17 protein-coding genes are annotated in these 13,965 nt (G+C 38.3%); 3 read left to right on the top strand and 14 right to left on the bottom strand.

Going from position 1 to position 13,965, the window contains the following annotated elements; translation table 11 throughout:
* Window positions 1-185: 185 nt before the first annotated feature.
* Complete coding sequence (locus CWC04_RS01075) at window positions 186-668, bottom strand: YajQ family cyclic di-GMP-binding protein (RefSeq protein ID WP_004588518.1); 483 nt, start codon at window positions 666-668, stop codon at window positions 186-188.
* 150 nt (window positions 669-818) lie between these two features.
* Between CWC04_RS01075 and CWC04_RS01070 the strand changes: the two genes are divergently transcribed.
* The gene (locus CWC04_RS01070; protein ID WP_064386896.1) at window positions 819-1,172 is read left to right on the top strand and encodes a VanZ family protein; all 354 of its coding nucleotides are present in this window, start codon (window positions 819-821) and stop codon (window positions 1,170-1,172) included.
* Window positions 1,165-2,067, top strand: coding sequence for a ketopantoate reductase family protein (locus tag CWC04_RS01065; RefSeq protein ID WP_138684402.1), 903 nt, complete (start codon window positions 1,165-1,167; stop codon window positions 2,065-2,067). Before CWC04_RS01070 ends, CWC04_RS01065 begins: the two co-directional genes overlap by 8 nt.
* Before the next feature lie 26 nt (window positions 2,068-2,093).
* On the opposite strand, the gene thiI is transcribed toward CWC04_RS01065, so the two are convergent.
* Together thiI and CWC04_RS01055 are read right to left on the bottom strand one after the other, a co-directional pair.
* Complete coding sequence (gene thiI, locus CWC04_RS01060) at window positions 2,094-3,551, bottom strand: tRNA uracil 4-sulfurtransferase ThiI (protein WP_004588521.1); 1,458 nt, start codon at window positions 3,549-3,551, stop codon at window positions 2,094-2,096.
* Between the two features lie 97 nt (window positions 3,552-3,648).
* On the bottom strand, window positions 3,649-4,302 hold the full coding sequence (locus tag CWC04_RS01055) for a TetR/AcrR family transcriptional regulator (RefSeq protein WP_004588522.1): 654 nt from the start codon (window positions 4,300-4,302) through the stop codon (window positions 3,649-3,651).
* A 327-nt stretch (window positions 4,303-4,629) separates the two neighbouring features.
* On the opposite strand from CWC04_RS01055, the gene coaD reads away from it, so the two are divergent.
* Window positions 4,630-5,121 carry a pantetheine-phosphate adenylyltransferase gene (gene coaD / locus CWC04_RS01050; RefSeq protein ID WP_054983183.1) on the top strand — a complete coding sequence of 164 codons (492 nt, stop codon included), beginning with the start codon at window positions 4,630-4,632 and terminating at the stop codon, window positions 5,119-5,121.
* Window positions 5,122-5,162: 41 nt separating this feature from the next.
* Here coaD and CWC04_RS01045 read toward each other — a convergent pair whose 3' ends face one another.
* The 11 genes from CWC04_RS01045 to CWC04_RS00990 all read right to left on the bottom strand — a co-directional run bounded on the left by CWC04_RS01045 (window position 5,163) and on the right by CWC04_RS00990 (window position 13,960).
* The gene (locus CWC04_RS01045; protein ID WP_126006185.1) at window positions 5,163-5,705 is read right to left on the bottom strand and encodes a hypothetical protein; all 543 of its coding nucleotides are present in this window, start codon (window positions 5,703-5,705) and stop codon (window positions 5,163-5,165) included.
* The gene (locus CWC04_RS01040) at window positions 5,705-6,217 is read right to left on the bottom strand and encodes a hypothetical protein (protein ID WP_138684401.1); all 513 of its coding nucleotides are present in this window, start codon (window positions 6,215-6,217) and stop codon (window positions 5,705-5,707) included. Before CWC04_RS01040 ends, CWC04_RS01045 begins: the two co-directional genes overlap by 1 nt.
* Complete coding sequence (locus CWC04_RS01035) at window positions 6,210-6,728, bottom strand: hypothetical protein (RefSeq protein ID WP_249326008.1); 519 nt, start codon at window positions 6,726-6,728, stop codon at window positions 6,210-6,212. The genes CWC04_RS01040 and CWC04_RS01035 overlap by 8 nt, the downstream gene beginning before the upstream one ends.
* Complete coding sequence (locus tag CWC04_RS01030; protein ID WP_171038549.1) at window positions 6,721-7,233, bottom strand: hypothetical protein; 513 nt, start codon at window positions 7,231-7,233, stop codon at window positions 6,721-6,723. The genes CWC04_RS01035 and CWC04_RS01030 overlap by 8 nt, the downstream gene beginning before the upstream one ends.
* Complete coding sequence (locus CWC04_RS01025; protein WP_084554546.1) at window positions 7,233-7,676, bottom strand: hypothetical protein; 444 nt, start codon at window positions 7,674-7,676, stop codon at window positions 7,233-7,235. Before CWC04_RS01025 ends, CWC04_RS01030 begins: the two co-directional genes overlap by 1 nt.
* A gap of 176 nt (window positions 7,677-7,852) precedes the next feature.
* Window positions 7,853-8,344 carry a hypothetical protein gene (locus tag CWC04_RS01020; RefSeq protein ID WP_138684400.1) on the bottom strand — a complete coding sequence of 164 codons (492 nt, stop codon included), beginning with the start codon at window positions 8,342-8,344 and terminating at the stop codon, window positions 7,853-7,855.
* The gene (locus CWC04_RS01015) at window positions 8,328-8,807 is read right to left on the bottom strand and encodes a hypothetical protein (protein ID WP_249326006.1); all 480 of its coding nucleotides are present in this window, start codon (window positions 8,805-8,807) and stop codon (window positions 8,328-8,330) included. Before CWC04_RS01015 ends, CWC04_RS01020 begins: the two co-directional genes overlap by 17 nt.
* Window positions 8,808-9,383: 576 nt before the next feature.
* Window positions 9,384-9,596 (bottom strand): hypothetical protein, encoded by a 213-nt coding sequence (locus CWC04_RS01005; RefSeq protein ID WP_138684397.1) that lies wholly within the window; start codon window positions 9,594-9,596, stop codon window positions 9,384-9,386.
* Window positions 9,597-9,911: 315 nt separating this feature from the next.
* Window positions 9,912-11,777 carry an argininosuccinate lyase gene (gene argH, locus CWC04_RS01000; RefSeq protein ID WP_004588531.1) on the bottom strand — a complete coding sequence of 622 codons (1,866 nt, stop codon included), beginning with the start codon at window positions 11,775-11,777 and terminating at the stop codon, window positions 9,912-9,914.
* A 51-nt stretch (window positions 11,778-11,828) separates the two neighbouring features.
* The gene (locus tag CWC04_RS00995) at window positions 11,829-13,031 is read right to left on the bottom strand and encodes an argininosuccinate synthase (protein WP_004588532.1); all 1,203 of its coding nucleotides are present in this window, start codon (window positions 13,029-13,031) and stop codon (window positions 11,829-11,831) included.
* On the bottom strand, window positions 13,028-13,960 hold the full coding sequence (locus CWC04_RS00990; RefSeq protein WP_024034341.1) for an ornithine carbamoyltransferase: 933 nt from the start codon (window positions 13,958-13,960) through the stop codon (window positions 13,028-13,030). Before CWC04_RS00990 ends, CWC04_RS00995 begins: the two co-directional genes overlap by 4 nt.
* Between the last annotated feature and the right edge of the window lie 5 nt (window positions 13,961-13,965).

Below are 13,965 nucleotides of genomic sequence, written 5' to 3'. Positions count from 1 at the left end.
AAATAACGTTAAAAGAACGTTAAAAGAATATGGAATAACAGTAGAGTAATTTTACGCAGGTAAAAGGGGTTTAGGCTTGCGAGTAAGTAAAGGCTATAATTAGGGCGGGGTAAAATGTGTGGCTAATATATTTATTAACCACACATTTAAATTTTCACTTTAAAATACTAAAGGCACTTAGCTAATTAATCGCGAAAGTTTTTAAACTGGAAAGGCTGACCTAAATCTGCAGTGCGAACGACTTGCATAGCGGCTTGTAAATCGTCACGCTTTTTACCCGTTACACGTACTTCTTCACCTTGAATAGCAGCTTGTACTTTTACTTTTGAGTCTTTAATGGCTTTAACTACTTTTTTAGCCATGTCTTTCTCAATGCCTTGCTTAAGTGCAACATTACGAAACACATTTTTACCAGCACGAGTGATGTCTTGCAGCTCCAAGCTTGCTACGTCCATACCACGCTTAGAAATTTTACCTGCTAAAATATCAAACAACTGCATAACTTGTGAATCAGCTTCTGCTTTTAGTTTAATTGTTTTGTCGTTTAGCTCAATTGATGCGTCAACACCTCTAAAGTCAAAGCGCGTTTCTAGCTCACGGTTGGCGTTATCTACTGCATTTTTAGCTTCGTTCATTTCTACTTCTGATACGATATCAAATGAAGGCATTGGGTTCTCCTAACTATTAAATCTAAATTTATGCGCCGATTATAACGCTAAAATTATAAATCTTTACATTTTTCTGCCAGTTGTTCAGGTGCGATACTAATTTAGTTTGATATACTGCAGCCTCTTTTTTAAGCGGTTTTAGGATTTATCGTGACAAGGCGTGTTTACCAAGCAGTTTTTTTGATTAGTATTGTGGTGTTTACCCTCTTATTTGCCAAAGAAATAAAAGGCGGCGTTACGAACTTATTTCCACATGTTGATAAAGTTGCCCACTTTGGGATATTTTTTATACTCGCCATCATTATGGATAAAGCCTTTAAGTTACCGCTGTACACGCAAGTACTTTTGCTTGCGGGCTACGGTGCAGCAATAGAAATAATGCAAGATGCGCTTCCCTACAGGCAGGCCTCGTTAGGTGATTTTATTGCTGATTTTGCCGGTGCGGCCACGTACTTTTTACTAAGAACCATTTTTACTCCTCGAAAAAAGAACCCTTATGGCTAATATTCTTATTATTGGCGACGGCGCTATTGGTTTATTGCTAAGCCATTTTTTATCTAAAGCTCACACTGTGCATGTGTTAACACGCAAAGCCACTGCAAATACACGCTTTTATTGCAAAGCAAAACAGCCTTCGCAAAAAATTAATGCGCGGTTTATTACGCTTAAGCAAATTAATGAACAGCCCGCGTTTGATATTGTTATTTTTGCTGTAAAGGCTTTTCAGGTGCAATCGGCCTTTACGCAAATTAAACCCTTTTTATCGCCAAGTAGTGTACTAATTGTATCGCACAACGGTATGGGTAATGTTGAAACACTCAATGAGCAACTCGATAAGCAACAAGCGTTGTACTTTTTAACCACCAGCATGGCTGGCTTTAAAACAAACGACTTTATAGTACAGCACACCGGTGAAGGTAAAAGCATATTAGGTGCCTGTAACCCTTGCGCGCACAGTTATCGCCAAGCAATGTGCGAGCAATTACAAAACGTGCCGCAGCTCAGCTACTGTACTAATATTGAGCAGCTACGTTTTGAAAAGCTATTAGTAAATATTGCCATTAACCCATTAAGCGCATTGTATGATATTAAAAATGGTCAGTTACGTGCCCCTTATTTTAATAGCATTATCTTTAATTTATTAACTGAGGCATGCCAAATAGCCCAGGCTTTAAAGCTTGACATTAAACTTGCTGATGCACTTAACAACGCTTACAACGTTATGATGCTAACCGCTGAAAACTACTCTTCAATGCATCAAGACGTAGCGCATAACCGACAAACCGAGATAGACGCCATTTGTGGCTATATTAGCCAACAAGGTAAGCGATTAAATATCAGCACCCCGCTAAACGATGCTCTACTTGCTAAAATTAAGGCAAAAAAAAGCGTGGTATAAACCACGCTCTAAATTACGGTTAGCCTTTACGGGCGGTAAACTTTTACACCCGTAAAGCCTGCTTCATGAAGAATAAGTGCCTGTAACTGGCTCATAACCCCTCTTTCACAATACAGGTAGTAATCCTTATCTTTTGGCAGATCACCAAATTTAGTCGCTAAGCGGAAAAACGGTAAATGCACTACATCTATACCGTCAATCTCAAGCGGCGCTGCATCCTCTTCCTCTGGTGAGCGAATATCAACAACCACTGCACCCGCTGGTAAATCAACTACCGACTCAGCTTCTTTAAGTTCTTGCTTAGCTTCTACGTCTATATCACGCACATCCATAATGCGAGCGTTTTCAACAACTGTATTAAGCACATCAAAGTCGAACTTTTCTTCTTCGGCTTTAATAACGTCAAGTTTAGCTTTAACTGTTGGCTTTTTAGATATTACGCCGCAATACTCAGGCATGGTTTCGGCCATTTCTGCGGTGCCAATTTTACGTGCAATATTAATAATTTCTTGTTTGTCGTGCTGAATAAGTGGGCGCAAAATCAGGGTTTCTGTTACGCGGTCAATCACACTTAAATTAGCTAAGGTTTGGCTAGAAACCTGACCTATACTCTCACCAGTTACCAAGGCTTGAATATTTAATTTTTCGGCTACTTGGCTGCCAGCACGCATCATCATGCGTTTTAGCACAACACCCATTTGGCTGTTTTCAACGTTCTCTAAAATTTCGGCAACAACCGGTTCAAAATCAACAGTGATAAATTTAACTTTATGAGTAGAGCTAAATTTTTTCCATAAGTAGTAGCTGGCTTGTTTAACACCAATTTCGTGTGCTGCGCCACCTAAATTAAAGAATAAAAAGTGCGTGCGAGCGCCCTTACGGATCATCTGATAACTTGCTACACCAGAGTCAAAGCCGCCTGACATTAATGAAAGCACGTCTTCTTGTGTTGGCAGTGGAAAGCCTGCCATACCTAGGTGAGTTTGCGTAACTATGTAGGCTTTATCGTCTTTTACTTCTAAGCGAATAGTTACTTCTGGGCGGCTTAACTTAACGCGAGCGCCTTCAACGTGCTGGTTTAAACCACCACCCACGTAACGCTCTAAATCCGTAGAAGTAAAGTCGTGTTGACCAATACGCTTTGCGCGTACACAAAACGTTTTACCAACGATGGTATGCCCTACTAGGTCTATGGTTTTTTTATAGATATCGTCAAGCGTTGTGAAGTCAGTTTCGGTCACTTCAATAAATTGCACAATACCAGGAATGCGCTGCAAGCTATCGATAAAGTCTAGGCGTGTTTGTGCATCATCAAGCTTAGTTACAACAGAAATATTATCCCAGTTGTTTCTTACTTGTACTTTTTCGTCAACACGGCGCAATACAATTTTAATGTTATTTTCTAACACTTTAGTAAAGCGTTTACGTACCGAACGGCTTTTAATGGCAATTTCAGGATGTAGTTTGACGATAAATTTAAGCATAGTTCACTCTTAGACTGCGGGAATTCGCGCTCCCAGGCATTGGGCGCGCGATTATAGCAAAAATTTTTGCGTCTAGGAACTAACCAACTAACAGCAGTTAGGCAAGCGCTGGCGCTTGCTCTGCAAGTTGGGTGTATTTTTCACGTAACTGATTCATTTTAAGTATGCTTTTTTCGGTGCTGTAAGCCCTAAATAATGCTAATACTTTTAAAATGCCATGATAAATATCTTGCTCAGCTAAATTACCACTGAGCCTACGCGCTTTAATATACGGAGTCCAAAAGCTAACGGTTAGCTTAAGAGTATGGGCAAGTTCAAGCGCATCTTGCTCTTCTATGGCAATCATTTCGTTATCGCGAAGGCCTAAAATAACTTGGCGAACCTGCTCTAATAAAGTTGACTGAAAACCAATGTAGGCTTGTTTTAAGCTTTCATCTCTGGAGAGGATGTCGCCTAAGTTGTCGTAAAAAAAATGATAGCGCCACATTAGCTCAAATAATGAATCTAAATAAGCAGTTAAATGATCAAACGCATCATCGTTTGCTTCAATAGGTTTAAAATGAGTATGTAAATGCTCGCTGTAAAGCGCAAAAATATGTCGGATAATGTCTTCTTTATTTTTAAAATGATAGTAAAGATTACCCGGGCTCATCCCTAAATGTGATGCAATATGATTGGTTGATATTGCACGCTCACCATGTTCATTAAATAACGAAATACTGGTGTGTATTATTTTATCCTTAGTATTCATATGCGACGACTCAAATTAACTTATAAACTACATTACACTAAATATCAGCCTTGCAGTATAAACAAATCAGGCTGGTTTAAATACCATCATAATTTACTATTTTAAAAACGAGGGTCAGATTATACTGCACACGGGCATTTGCATAAATGCGGTGCTGTTAACTAAAGTAAAGTCTAAGCAGCGTAATTACACTCTAAAAAAATGGTAACGCATTTAAAGCACTTTTACTGATTAAATATCAAACATAAAAGCTCAACCTGATCTCCTAGGCTGATTTGTAGAACAAACACTGATAGACTACTTAAAAAATAATAGTTAGTGAAATCTATGAACGTTACGGCAATCTATCCTGGTACATTCGACCCGTTAACCAACGGCCACACCGACCTAATTCAGCGCGCAGCTAAAATGTTTAGCACGGTTATTGTTGCTATTGCTCATAACCCTTCTAAAAAGCCGTGCTTTAGTCTTGATGAGCGAGTTGATTTAGCCAACACTATTTTAGGGCATTTAAGTAATGTAAAAGTGATTGGCTTTTCAGGCTTACTAGCCGATTTAGCTTTTGATCATAAAGCTGATGTGCTTATTCGCGGTATTAGAGCGGTATCTGATTTTGATTACGAATTTCAGCTCGCAAATATGAACCGCCGCCTAAATCCAGATTTAGAAAGCGTATTTTTAACACCTTCTGAGCGCAACTCGTTTATATCTTCAACCTTGGTAAAAGAAGTTGCCCGCCATAATGGCGATGTGAGCGAATTTGTAAGCCCACTTGTTGTGGATGCTTTAAAACAAAGGTTAGGCTGCGACGCAAGCTAATTAAACACAATTAGCGCACTTTGGTGCGCTAATATACCTAACTACTTTTTAGCCATAACTTGTAATTCATTGCGGTTAAATAAAGCGCGTTTAAGCTTTACCAAGCCTAAAATATCTTTGTTTATAATCAATACTATTGCCATTATTAAGTCACTCGAAAACTGGCCAACCCCATAGACCCCCCATAACCACCAATAGTCATAACTAACCAACACCACATAATCGTAATGCATAGCCATGTGTAATGTTGCATTAAACGTTAAACCACAAAGAAGATAATAATAGGCTGTGGCGTTAGCATGTTTATAATTATAGGAGAGGCAAGCAAGCGTGAAAATGGTAAGTAAATCTGCAATTACTAAATCTAAATATATTGAGCCTGTAAGGATAAATGATGCTTTAAACATAAATAGGCTGAGCGTATAAGAGAGCATCATCACCAAAGAAATGTACATAATATGCTTATTGCGGCAGTTTATTGTACAAGCAAAATTATAAAGAAATGGAACTACAAAAGCCCATGTAATAAAAATACTTAGGTAGTCATTTACTGTGCTCAATGCCATAAATACATGTTGGAGCATTAATAAGCACCCATTTTTTTAACGAGATATTTTTTGACTTTTATTAACCCTAAAATATCTTTATTTACAAATAAAACCAATGCCATTACTAAGTCACTTGTAAGCTGCCCAATACCATAAAGCCCCCAAAACCACCAATACTCTATATTCCCAACAACGATACTATCGTAATGCATACCGTAAAATACAAACGCATTAAAACTTAGCCCCACGATTAAATAATAAAAGGCGATCGGTTTAGCTTTTGATAAAGAAATCATCCATATCATCAAAGCGATTATCGTAACTGCATCAAATAAGAACAAGTTTAAGTGAGGTGTGGCTGTTTGCGGGTCCATAACCATACTTGATGTATATGAAGCCATCATAATAAATGATATTTGGGCTAAACTTTTATCTGACTTATTTATGCTTGTAGATAAGCAATATAAAAATGCAAAAACAAACAGCCATGTAATTAAAATGGTTATGTAATCATAAAGGTCAGCCATCGCCCATAACAGGTTATGCATATCGGAAACGCTTCAACTTTGTAGTTAAATAATTACTTAGCTTTACTAAACCTAAAATATCTTTATTAACAACTAAAACCAACGGCATTAATAAATCAGTAAAATACATGCCAAACACATAAACATTCCAAAACCACCAATAATACAATGTGCCACGCACTTCGATATCGTAATGCATCGCTAAAAACAAACACGCATTAATACTTAAGCCTGCAATGACATAATATAAAGATACAGGCATAGCTTCATTACTAATGCGTTTATAGGAAAAAATGACTCCTAAAGTAACAATGTCAAAATAAAAATAATATAAGTGCGATACAGTAACTGTATCTAAGAGAGTGCTAGAGCTATAAGAGATCATCATAATCAAAGATAAGTACACATTCGCTCTTTGAGAAGTATTTATACTTGCAGATAAGTTATATAAAAATGCAAAAACGAACAGCCAAGTAATGAAAATACCCACATAGTCTCTAATTGACACTAAATCCCAAAGAACATCAGCCACTTTGCTTCAATCTCATAACACCGCTCACCAACTTATCAGTAGCATGCACTAACATTAAAAAATCCTTTTTAATGAACAAAATACTAACCATGATGATATCCATAATATTAATCACAACCGTATAAAAAGACCAAAACCACCACGGTTCGTAATTACCACGTACAAACACATCTATGTGCATAGCTAAAAATAATAACGAATTAATGCTCAAGCCAAATAATAAGTAAGTAGATATGCGCTTTTCAGGTAAGTAATACCGCAGAAAAAAAATAAAAAACAAAGTGACTACGTCATAGCAAAATAACTCTATGTAGGTAATATCATAAATATCAATAAAGAAACTAAAGCAATAAGATATGGCCATAACTAAAGATAGCCATACAGCCTGTTTTATTGGATTGTTAATGCTAGTTGTTAGTGAATATAAAAAGGCCATTAAAAACCCCCACTGCACCAACACACCGATATAAACTGACACTTCAGGAGGGATTAGAACATTATTCACTATTGCGGTTTCTTAGCAAAGAACGAGTAAATAAGATTTTTTAAATAAATAATTTTTAAAAAATCTCTATTGATAAACAACACTAAAATCATGCTTAAATCTAATACCAGTACTACCGTTACATAAAAATCATAAAACCACCAGTGGGTGTAATTCTGTAAAATATGACGGTCTAAGTACATACCCAGAGCTAAACACATATTTATACTCAGCCCAAACATAAGGTAGTTAAAGGCAATTGTTTTTTCTTTAATATATAAGTTCTGCACAAGTGCCAATATAACTAGGGTTATAGCATCTAATAAAGCAATATCAAAATAAGTAACTGTTTGAAAATTAAAGAACATTCCTGGAAAATATGAAACAGCCATTATAAGCGAAAGAATAACTAATGCTTTAAAGCGTGAGTTAATAGATGAAACTAAAGAGTATAGAAATGCCATGAGAAATCCCCATTGCATAATAATACTTAAAGTATGTGCAAAGCTTATATCTGAGATAAAAGAAATAAACCCCATCTTAAAAGCAAGCTCGGAGAATAAAGATCTCGAAATTCATTAAAACAACCATTTACTAAACAACCTGACTTAACACTAAACTTTTTAACAATTATTATTAATTACAAAGTTCTATTAAAAAACCAACTTTTAAACCTAACAAGACCTAAAAAATCTCGGTTAATAAAGCACACTATGATCATGCAAATATTTACACTTCCTACCACAACCGTAAATACTGACCAAAACCACCAATATTCATAATATTTTGAAAAAGTCATATCTAGGTGCATTAAAAAACTAAAAATAATATTAGTGCATAATCCTGTAGTGACATAATAATACGCTACTGGGTATGATTTAAATTTGAAGCGCTTTAAAAAGAGTAGAGCAAGTAATGTACATGCATCTAATAAAATAAAATCTAAATAAGTAGTTTGCCCATAATCAGTGAACAAACTTCCCGAATAGCAAATGCACATAACAAGTGAGATATATACAAGCTCTTTATCTGGCTTGTTAATCGAGTTTGCTAATGCATGCAAAAATGCAAACAAAAAACCCCATTGTACAATTGCTCCAAGATAAATTGCGTAATTATAACTTACTGTCATTTTCCCCTCTATTTAAAATAACAGGTTGAGAGGGGTTTACCATTCGGTGGTTAACCACTAATGAAAGCATCATTAATACATCGATAAGATTCACACCAATGGAGTAGACACTCCAGTACCACCATGGCTCATAATTATACAAAACGTATATATCATAATACAGAGCCAACGTTAGCAAAGCATTGGTTGTTAATGCTAGTACAAGGAACAGAAAAGCTTTATTTCGTTTAAAGGCATTAAAGTACTGTAAAATTAACAGTGCCACAATTGTAATAAAATCGTAGAAAGCCCAATTAAGGTATAATATTTCTAGTAGTTTTATATAGCTGCTAAAAATATATGAGCAAAGCATAAGTGCAGATAAATACACAGCAGATTTATTTTCTTTGTTTATGCTGGAGGCCAAACAAAAGAGGAAGGCCATCAAAAAGCCCCATTGGGAGAAAGCCGCTACATAATCCATTAGGGCTTCAGATAAGTACATTTAAGCTAGGTTGTGGGCTGAGGCTTTGTCGATTTAAACAAATCACATAGCTTACTTTTGAGCTTGTGGAGACCTAAAAAGTCTCGATCTATAATTAACACAACTATCATAATAAAGTCTATTAAATTAACTGTATATGTGTAGGCATCCCATAAAAACCAAGCTTTTTTATTCTCAAAGATGTATATATCCAGATACATACTAAAGAAAAAAGTCGAATTTACAGTCAATCCAATAATTAAATATAAGAAAGACGGAGTTGTTTTACCAAAAATTCTATAAATACATGCGAGCGCAGTAATGGTGATAACATCATACAAAGCCCAGTCAAGATATATTGAATCTCTCATAGAGAGCCATGTGTAAAAATAATCAGACAAGGTGTAAGATATCATCATGATAAATGAACTGAGCAAAAGAGTTGTACCTCTTTTTATACCTAATGAGTATACGAACACATTAAAGAAGAATGTCATCAAAAAAGCCCACATCGTAAAAGCAGACAGTGAGAACAACCCGAAAAGCTCAGTTAAAATCATTTAAAACCTTAAATTATTACCTTGGTCTGGTAGGCACCGCACCACTAGGTACTACCGTACCACCACCACGCTGAACATCTGCACTCGCAGCATTCATCGCCTCTTGAGAGAAGCTTACTGTATCAGATTGTAGTGTTTTAGGGCTAGCAGTTTGTTCCGTTGCAGGCTGTAATTGTTGTGTTTTATTGTATGCTTGCATTTGTAATTGGCTATTAGCTGAAACTTGCATGTGATTGATCCTTGTAAAAGTTTTAATATTATTTGGCGCAACTTTTAATCACACCATCATGTAGGTAATTGCATTACCTGTTTTAAGCAGTGATAGCTATTTTGCTATCTGACTTATACAAAGCAACCAGCGTGCCAAGATTTTTTGACATACCCATAATATATGCTAACAAGGTATTTTATTCACACTAAGCCTTAAGTTAACCCTCATAACTAAAGTAAAAACTCGCACACCACCCCAAACTCATCTGACCAGATTATTATACACATAAAAAAACGCACAGGGGTAACCGTACGTTTTTTATATCCAGGGAATTTAAGCCACGTATTTACACGGGATCTCCGCACGTGTACTTGGCTTTAAAATATATTCCATTGCTACTTCGTCACAATTTTCTTTACGAAGGCAAAGTTCGCAATCTTTCATTACCTTCTCTGGTAACGATTCTTTACTACAAAAAGTAAAACGCTGCTGTTCAAAAAAGTCTGGCACACGGGTTAATACAATAACGCGATTAAGCGCCAATTTTTTGGCTTTTGCTAATAAGTGCTCTACAAGCTGCCTACCCTGCCCAGTTACCGCGCTTTGTGGATCTATGCCTAAAGAGCGTATTTCAGCAAGCCCCGTGTCGTAAATGTATAACGATGCACATCCCGACACTTTGCCGTCTATTTCTGTTACTGCAAATTCGTTAATTGAATGCACCATGTCGCTTTTAGCACGCGGCAAGTTTTCACCTACCGTAGCCCAGTGCTGTATCAGCCTAGCAATATCTTCAACATCATCTAAATTTGCATCACGAACCGTTATTTGCTGTTTTTTTTTGGCTTCTTTAACCGCTTTAGTAACTTGTTCAATAGATGTACCGCCAAGCGCTTGACGTGCTTTAATACAGGCATCTATTTCAAGTACTGGGTAAACGTCATCTTCAAATACGTCATTAACTGACTTGTACTGCTCAAGCGAAAGCTCCTCTAGGGTTTTACCTTCGCTTATAGCAAGCTGCACAAGTACACCCACAATGTGATGGCCTTCTCTAAATGGCACACCTTTAGCTACTAAGTAGTCTGCAAGCTCAGTTGCATTAGCATGGCCGCCTTTTGCCGCTGCGAGTGTTTTATCGCCGTTTACTTTTACGCCTTTAATACACGCTTGCGCCATGTGAATACAGGCAAGCCAAGTTGGCATGGCGTCAAAAAGGCCTTCTTTGTCTTCTTGCATATCTTTATTGTACGCAAGAGGGAGTGCTTTTAAGGTCATCATCATGGCACTAAACGCGCCAAATACACGGCCCGTTTTACCACGAATAAGCTCTAGTGCATCAGGGTTCTTTTTCTGCGGCATTAACGATGAGCCAGAGGTAACATTATCAGCAAGCTCTATAAATCCGGCTTCACCAGAATTATAAAATATTAAATCTTCAGCCATACGTGATAAATGAATCATAGAAATAGAGGCACAGCTTAAAAGCTCTACTACAAAATCACGGTCAGATACGCCATCAAGGCTGTTTTTAGTTGCGCCAGTAAAGCCTAGGCCTTGCGCCAAAGCTTGGCGATCAATTGGGTAGGCAGTACCTGCTAGTGCGCCACTGCCTAGAGGGCAAAAATTAAAACGCGCTTTGGCATCTTGCAAGCGGCTTTCATCACGCTCTAGCATTTCTACATAAGCCATACACCAATGGCTAAACAGTACAGGTTGAGCACGTTGTAAGTGAGTGTAGCCTGGCAATATAGTGCCCAGTTCGCGCTCAGCTAACGCCACAAACTCAGCTTTTAGTGCAGCAATTGCACCGAGTAAATGATCAGCAGTATCGCGGCACCATAATCTAAAGTCAGTGGCTACTTGGTCATTACGGCTTCGGCCTGTGTGTAGCTTTTTAGCTAAATCACCTACTTTTTCGATTAGTGCAGCTTCTACGTGCGAGTGAATGTCTTCTGCACCTGAGGTTGCCACTGCTTGTGGATCTGCTTTTACTTCTTCAAGCAGTTCATTTAGTGCTGCAACCAACTTGGTGTGCTCATCGCTTGTAAGTACATTTACTTGCTCAAGCGCACCTGCCCATGCCACAGAGCCAATAATATCTTGCTCTGCTAACTGATAATCGAACGGAAGTGAGTCGTTAAACTGTTTAAACGCCTCATCTGGACCCGTAGAAAAGCGTCCGCCCCATAATGCCATGAAATCTCTCCAAACCCTGTAATGCCCCTTATACAAGGGGCTATAAATAATTTACTTTTTAGCCATTGCTGAAATTCTGCTCGAAAGCGAGAATAAACGAATAAAGCCTTCAGCGTGCGATTGGTCATACACATCGTCTTCACCAAATGTAGCAAAGTCTTCACTGTATAAGCTATTAGGTGATTTTTTCTGAACGGCTGTCACTTGGCCTTTGTAAAGCTTAAGTACAACTTCACCTGTAGCTAGTGTAGAAAGCGCTTCTGCACCGGCTAAAATAGAGTCTTTTAGTGGTGTAAACCAACGACCGTCATAGACTAAATGCGAAAATTCACCGCCCAGTACTTCTTTCCACTTACGGCTTGATTTATCAAGCACTAGCTCGTCAATGGCTTGCAGTGCCGCCATAATAACGGTACCGCCTGGTGTTTCGTAACAGCCGCGCGATTTCATGCCTACTAAACGGTTTTCTACAATATCTACACGGCCAACACCATGTGGCGCAGCAATGTCGTTTAATTTAACTAAACAGTCATAAGGTTTAAGCTGCTCGCCATTTACGGCAACCACTTCACCCTCAATAACCGTAAGCGTTACATGCTCAGCTTTATCGGGTGCTTGTTCTGGTGAATTAGTCCAGGTCCAAACTTGGTCACTAGGCTCACACCATGGATCTTCAAGCTCGCCACCTTCGTGCGAAATATGCCACGCGTTAGCATCACGGCTGTAAATTTTTGTTGCTGAGGCAGAGCACGGAATATCACGCTCAGCCAAGTAATCTAATAATGATTCACGGCTTGATAAATCCCACTCACGCCATGGCGCAATTACTTTTAAATCGGGTGCAAGCGCTGCAAAACATGATTCAAAACGCACTTGGTCATTACCTTTACCAGTACAACCATGCGAAAGTGCATCGGCACCTACTTTACGTGCAATTTCAACTTGCGCTTTAGCAATAATAGGACGCGCCATAGACGTACCTAATAAATAAGTACCTTCGTAAATAGAACCCGTTTTAAGCGTTGGGTAAATGTACTCACTTACCATTTCATCTTTTAAGTCAACTACGTAACACTCTGATGCGCCTGATGCGATGGCTTTTTCTTCAACGCCTTCAAGCTCTTCAGCGCCTTGGCCTACATCGGCAACAAAGGCAATTACTTCACAACCGTAGTTTTCTTTTAACCATGGCACGATAGCTGAAGTATCAAGACCACCTGAATAGGCTAAAACGACTTTTTTAATTGAACTCATAGGTGTTCCTTAACAAAATTTGGATTTAGTAATGTAACTAGCAGAGCATTTTGCGCATGCATGCGATTTTCTGCTTGTTGAATAATTTTTGATGCTGGGCCATCCATTACCTCAGAGGTAATTTCAAACTCACGGTGAGCCGGTTGGCAATGTAATACCGTAGTCGCACCTGTTTGTTCTAGCAATGCTTGGTTTAGCTGATAAGGCATGTATTTTTCTTTAACTTGCTCAAGAGGCGTATCATCGCCCATAGACACCCACGTATCTGCATATACAACATTAGCGCCTACAGCGGCTTCTACACGGTCGCTTACCATTACTGATGCGCCGTTCATTGCAGCAATTTGCTCTGCCTTTTTAAGAATTTGCGAATCAGGCGAGCTGCCTTTTGGTGTAACAGCAACAAAATCTGTACCTAGCGTTGCCGCTAATAACATAAGTGAATGAGTAACGTTGTTACCTTCACCTAAGTAAGCCACTTTTAGCTCGCTTACATCGCCATGTACTTCTTGTAGCGTTAAAAAATCAGCCAATGCCTGGCACGGGTGATATAAATCACACAAGCTATTAACGACAGGTACACTAGAGTATTCACCTAAGGTGGTTAACGTGCTGTGCTGGTTTACACGCGCTACAATACCATCAGCCCACGTAGAAATATTAAGTGCAAAGTCTTTTACAGATTCACGTGCACCCATAGCGCCGTTTTGCTGATCTAAATACACAGCGTGGCCGCCTAAACGGTTAATACCAATATCAAACGATAAACGCGTACGTAAACTTTGCTTTTCAAATAAGGTAACAATTGACTTACCCGCTAATACTTGGCTGTACTTTTCTGGCTTAGCTTTTAAATCACGCGCTAGTTTTAGTAAATTTAGTGCGCCTTGTTGGTCTAATTCTAGACCCGTTAAAAAATTCTCTAACATGATAA

Source organism: Pseudoalteromonas sp. S2893, assembly GCF_005887105.1.
GTDB classification, from domain to species: domain Bacteria; phylum Pseudomonadota; class Gammaproteobacteria; order Enterobacterales; family Alteromonadaceae; genus Pseudoalteromonas; species Pseudoalteromonas atlantica.
This window is presented reverse-complemented; position numbering and strand designations above follow the sequence as displayed.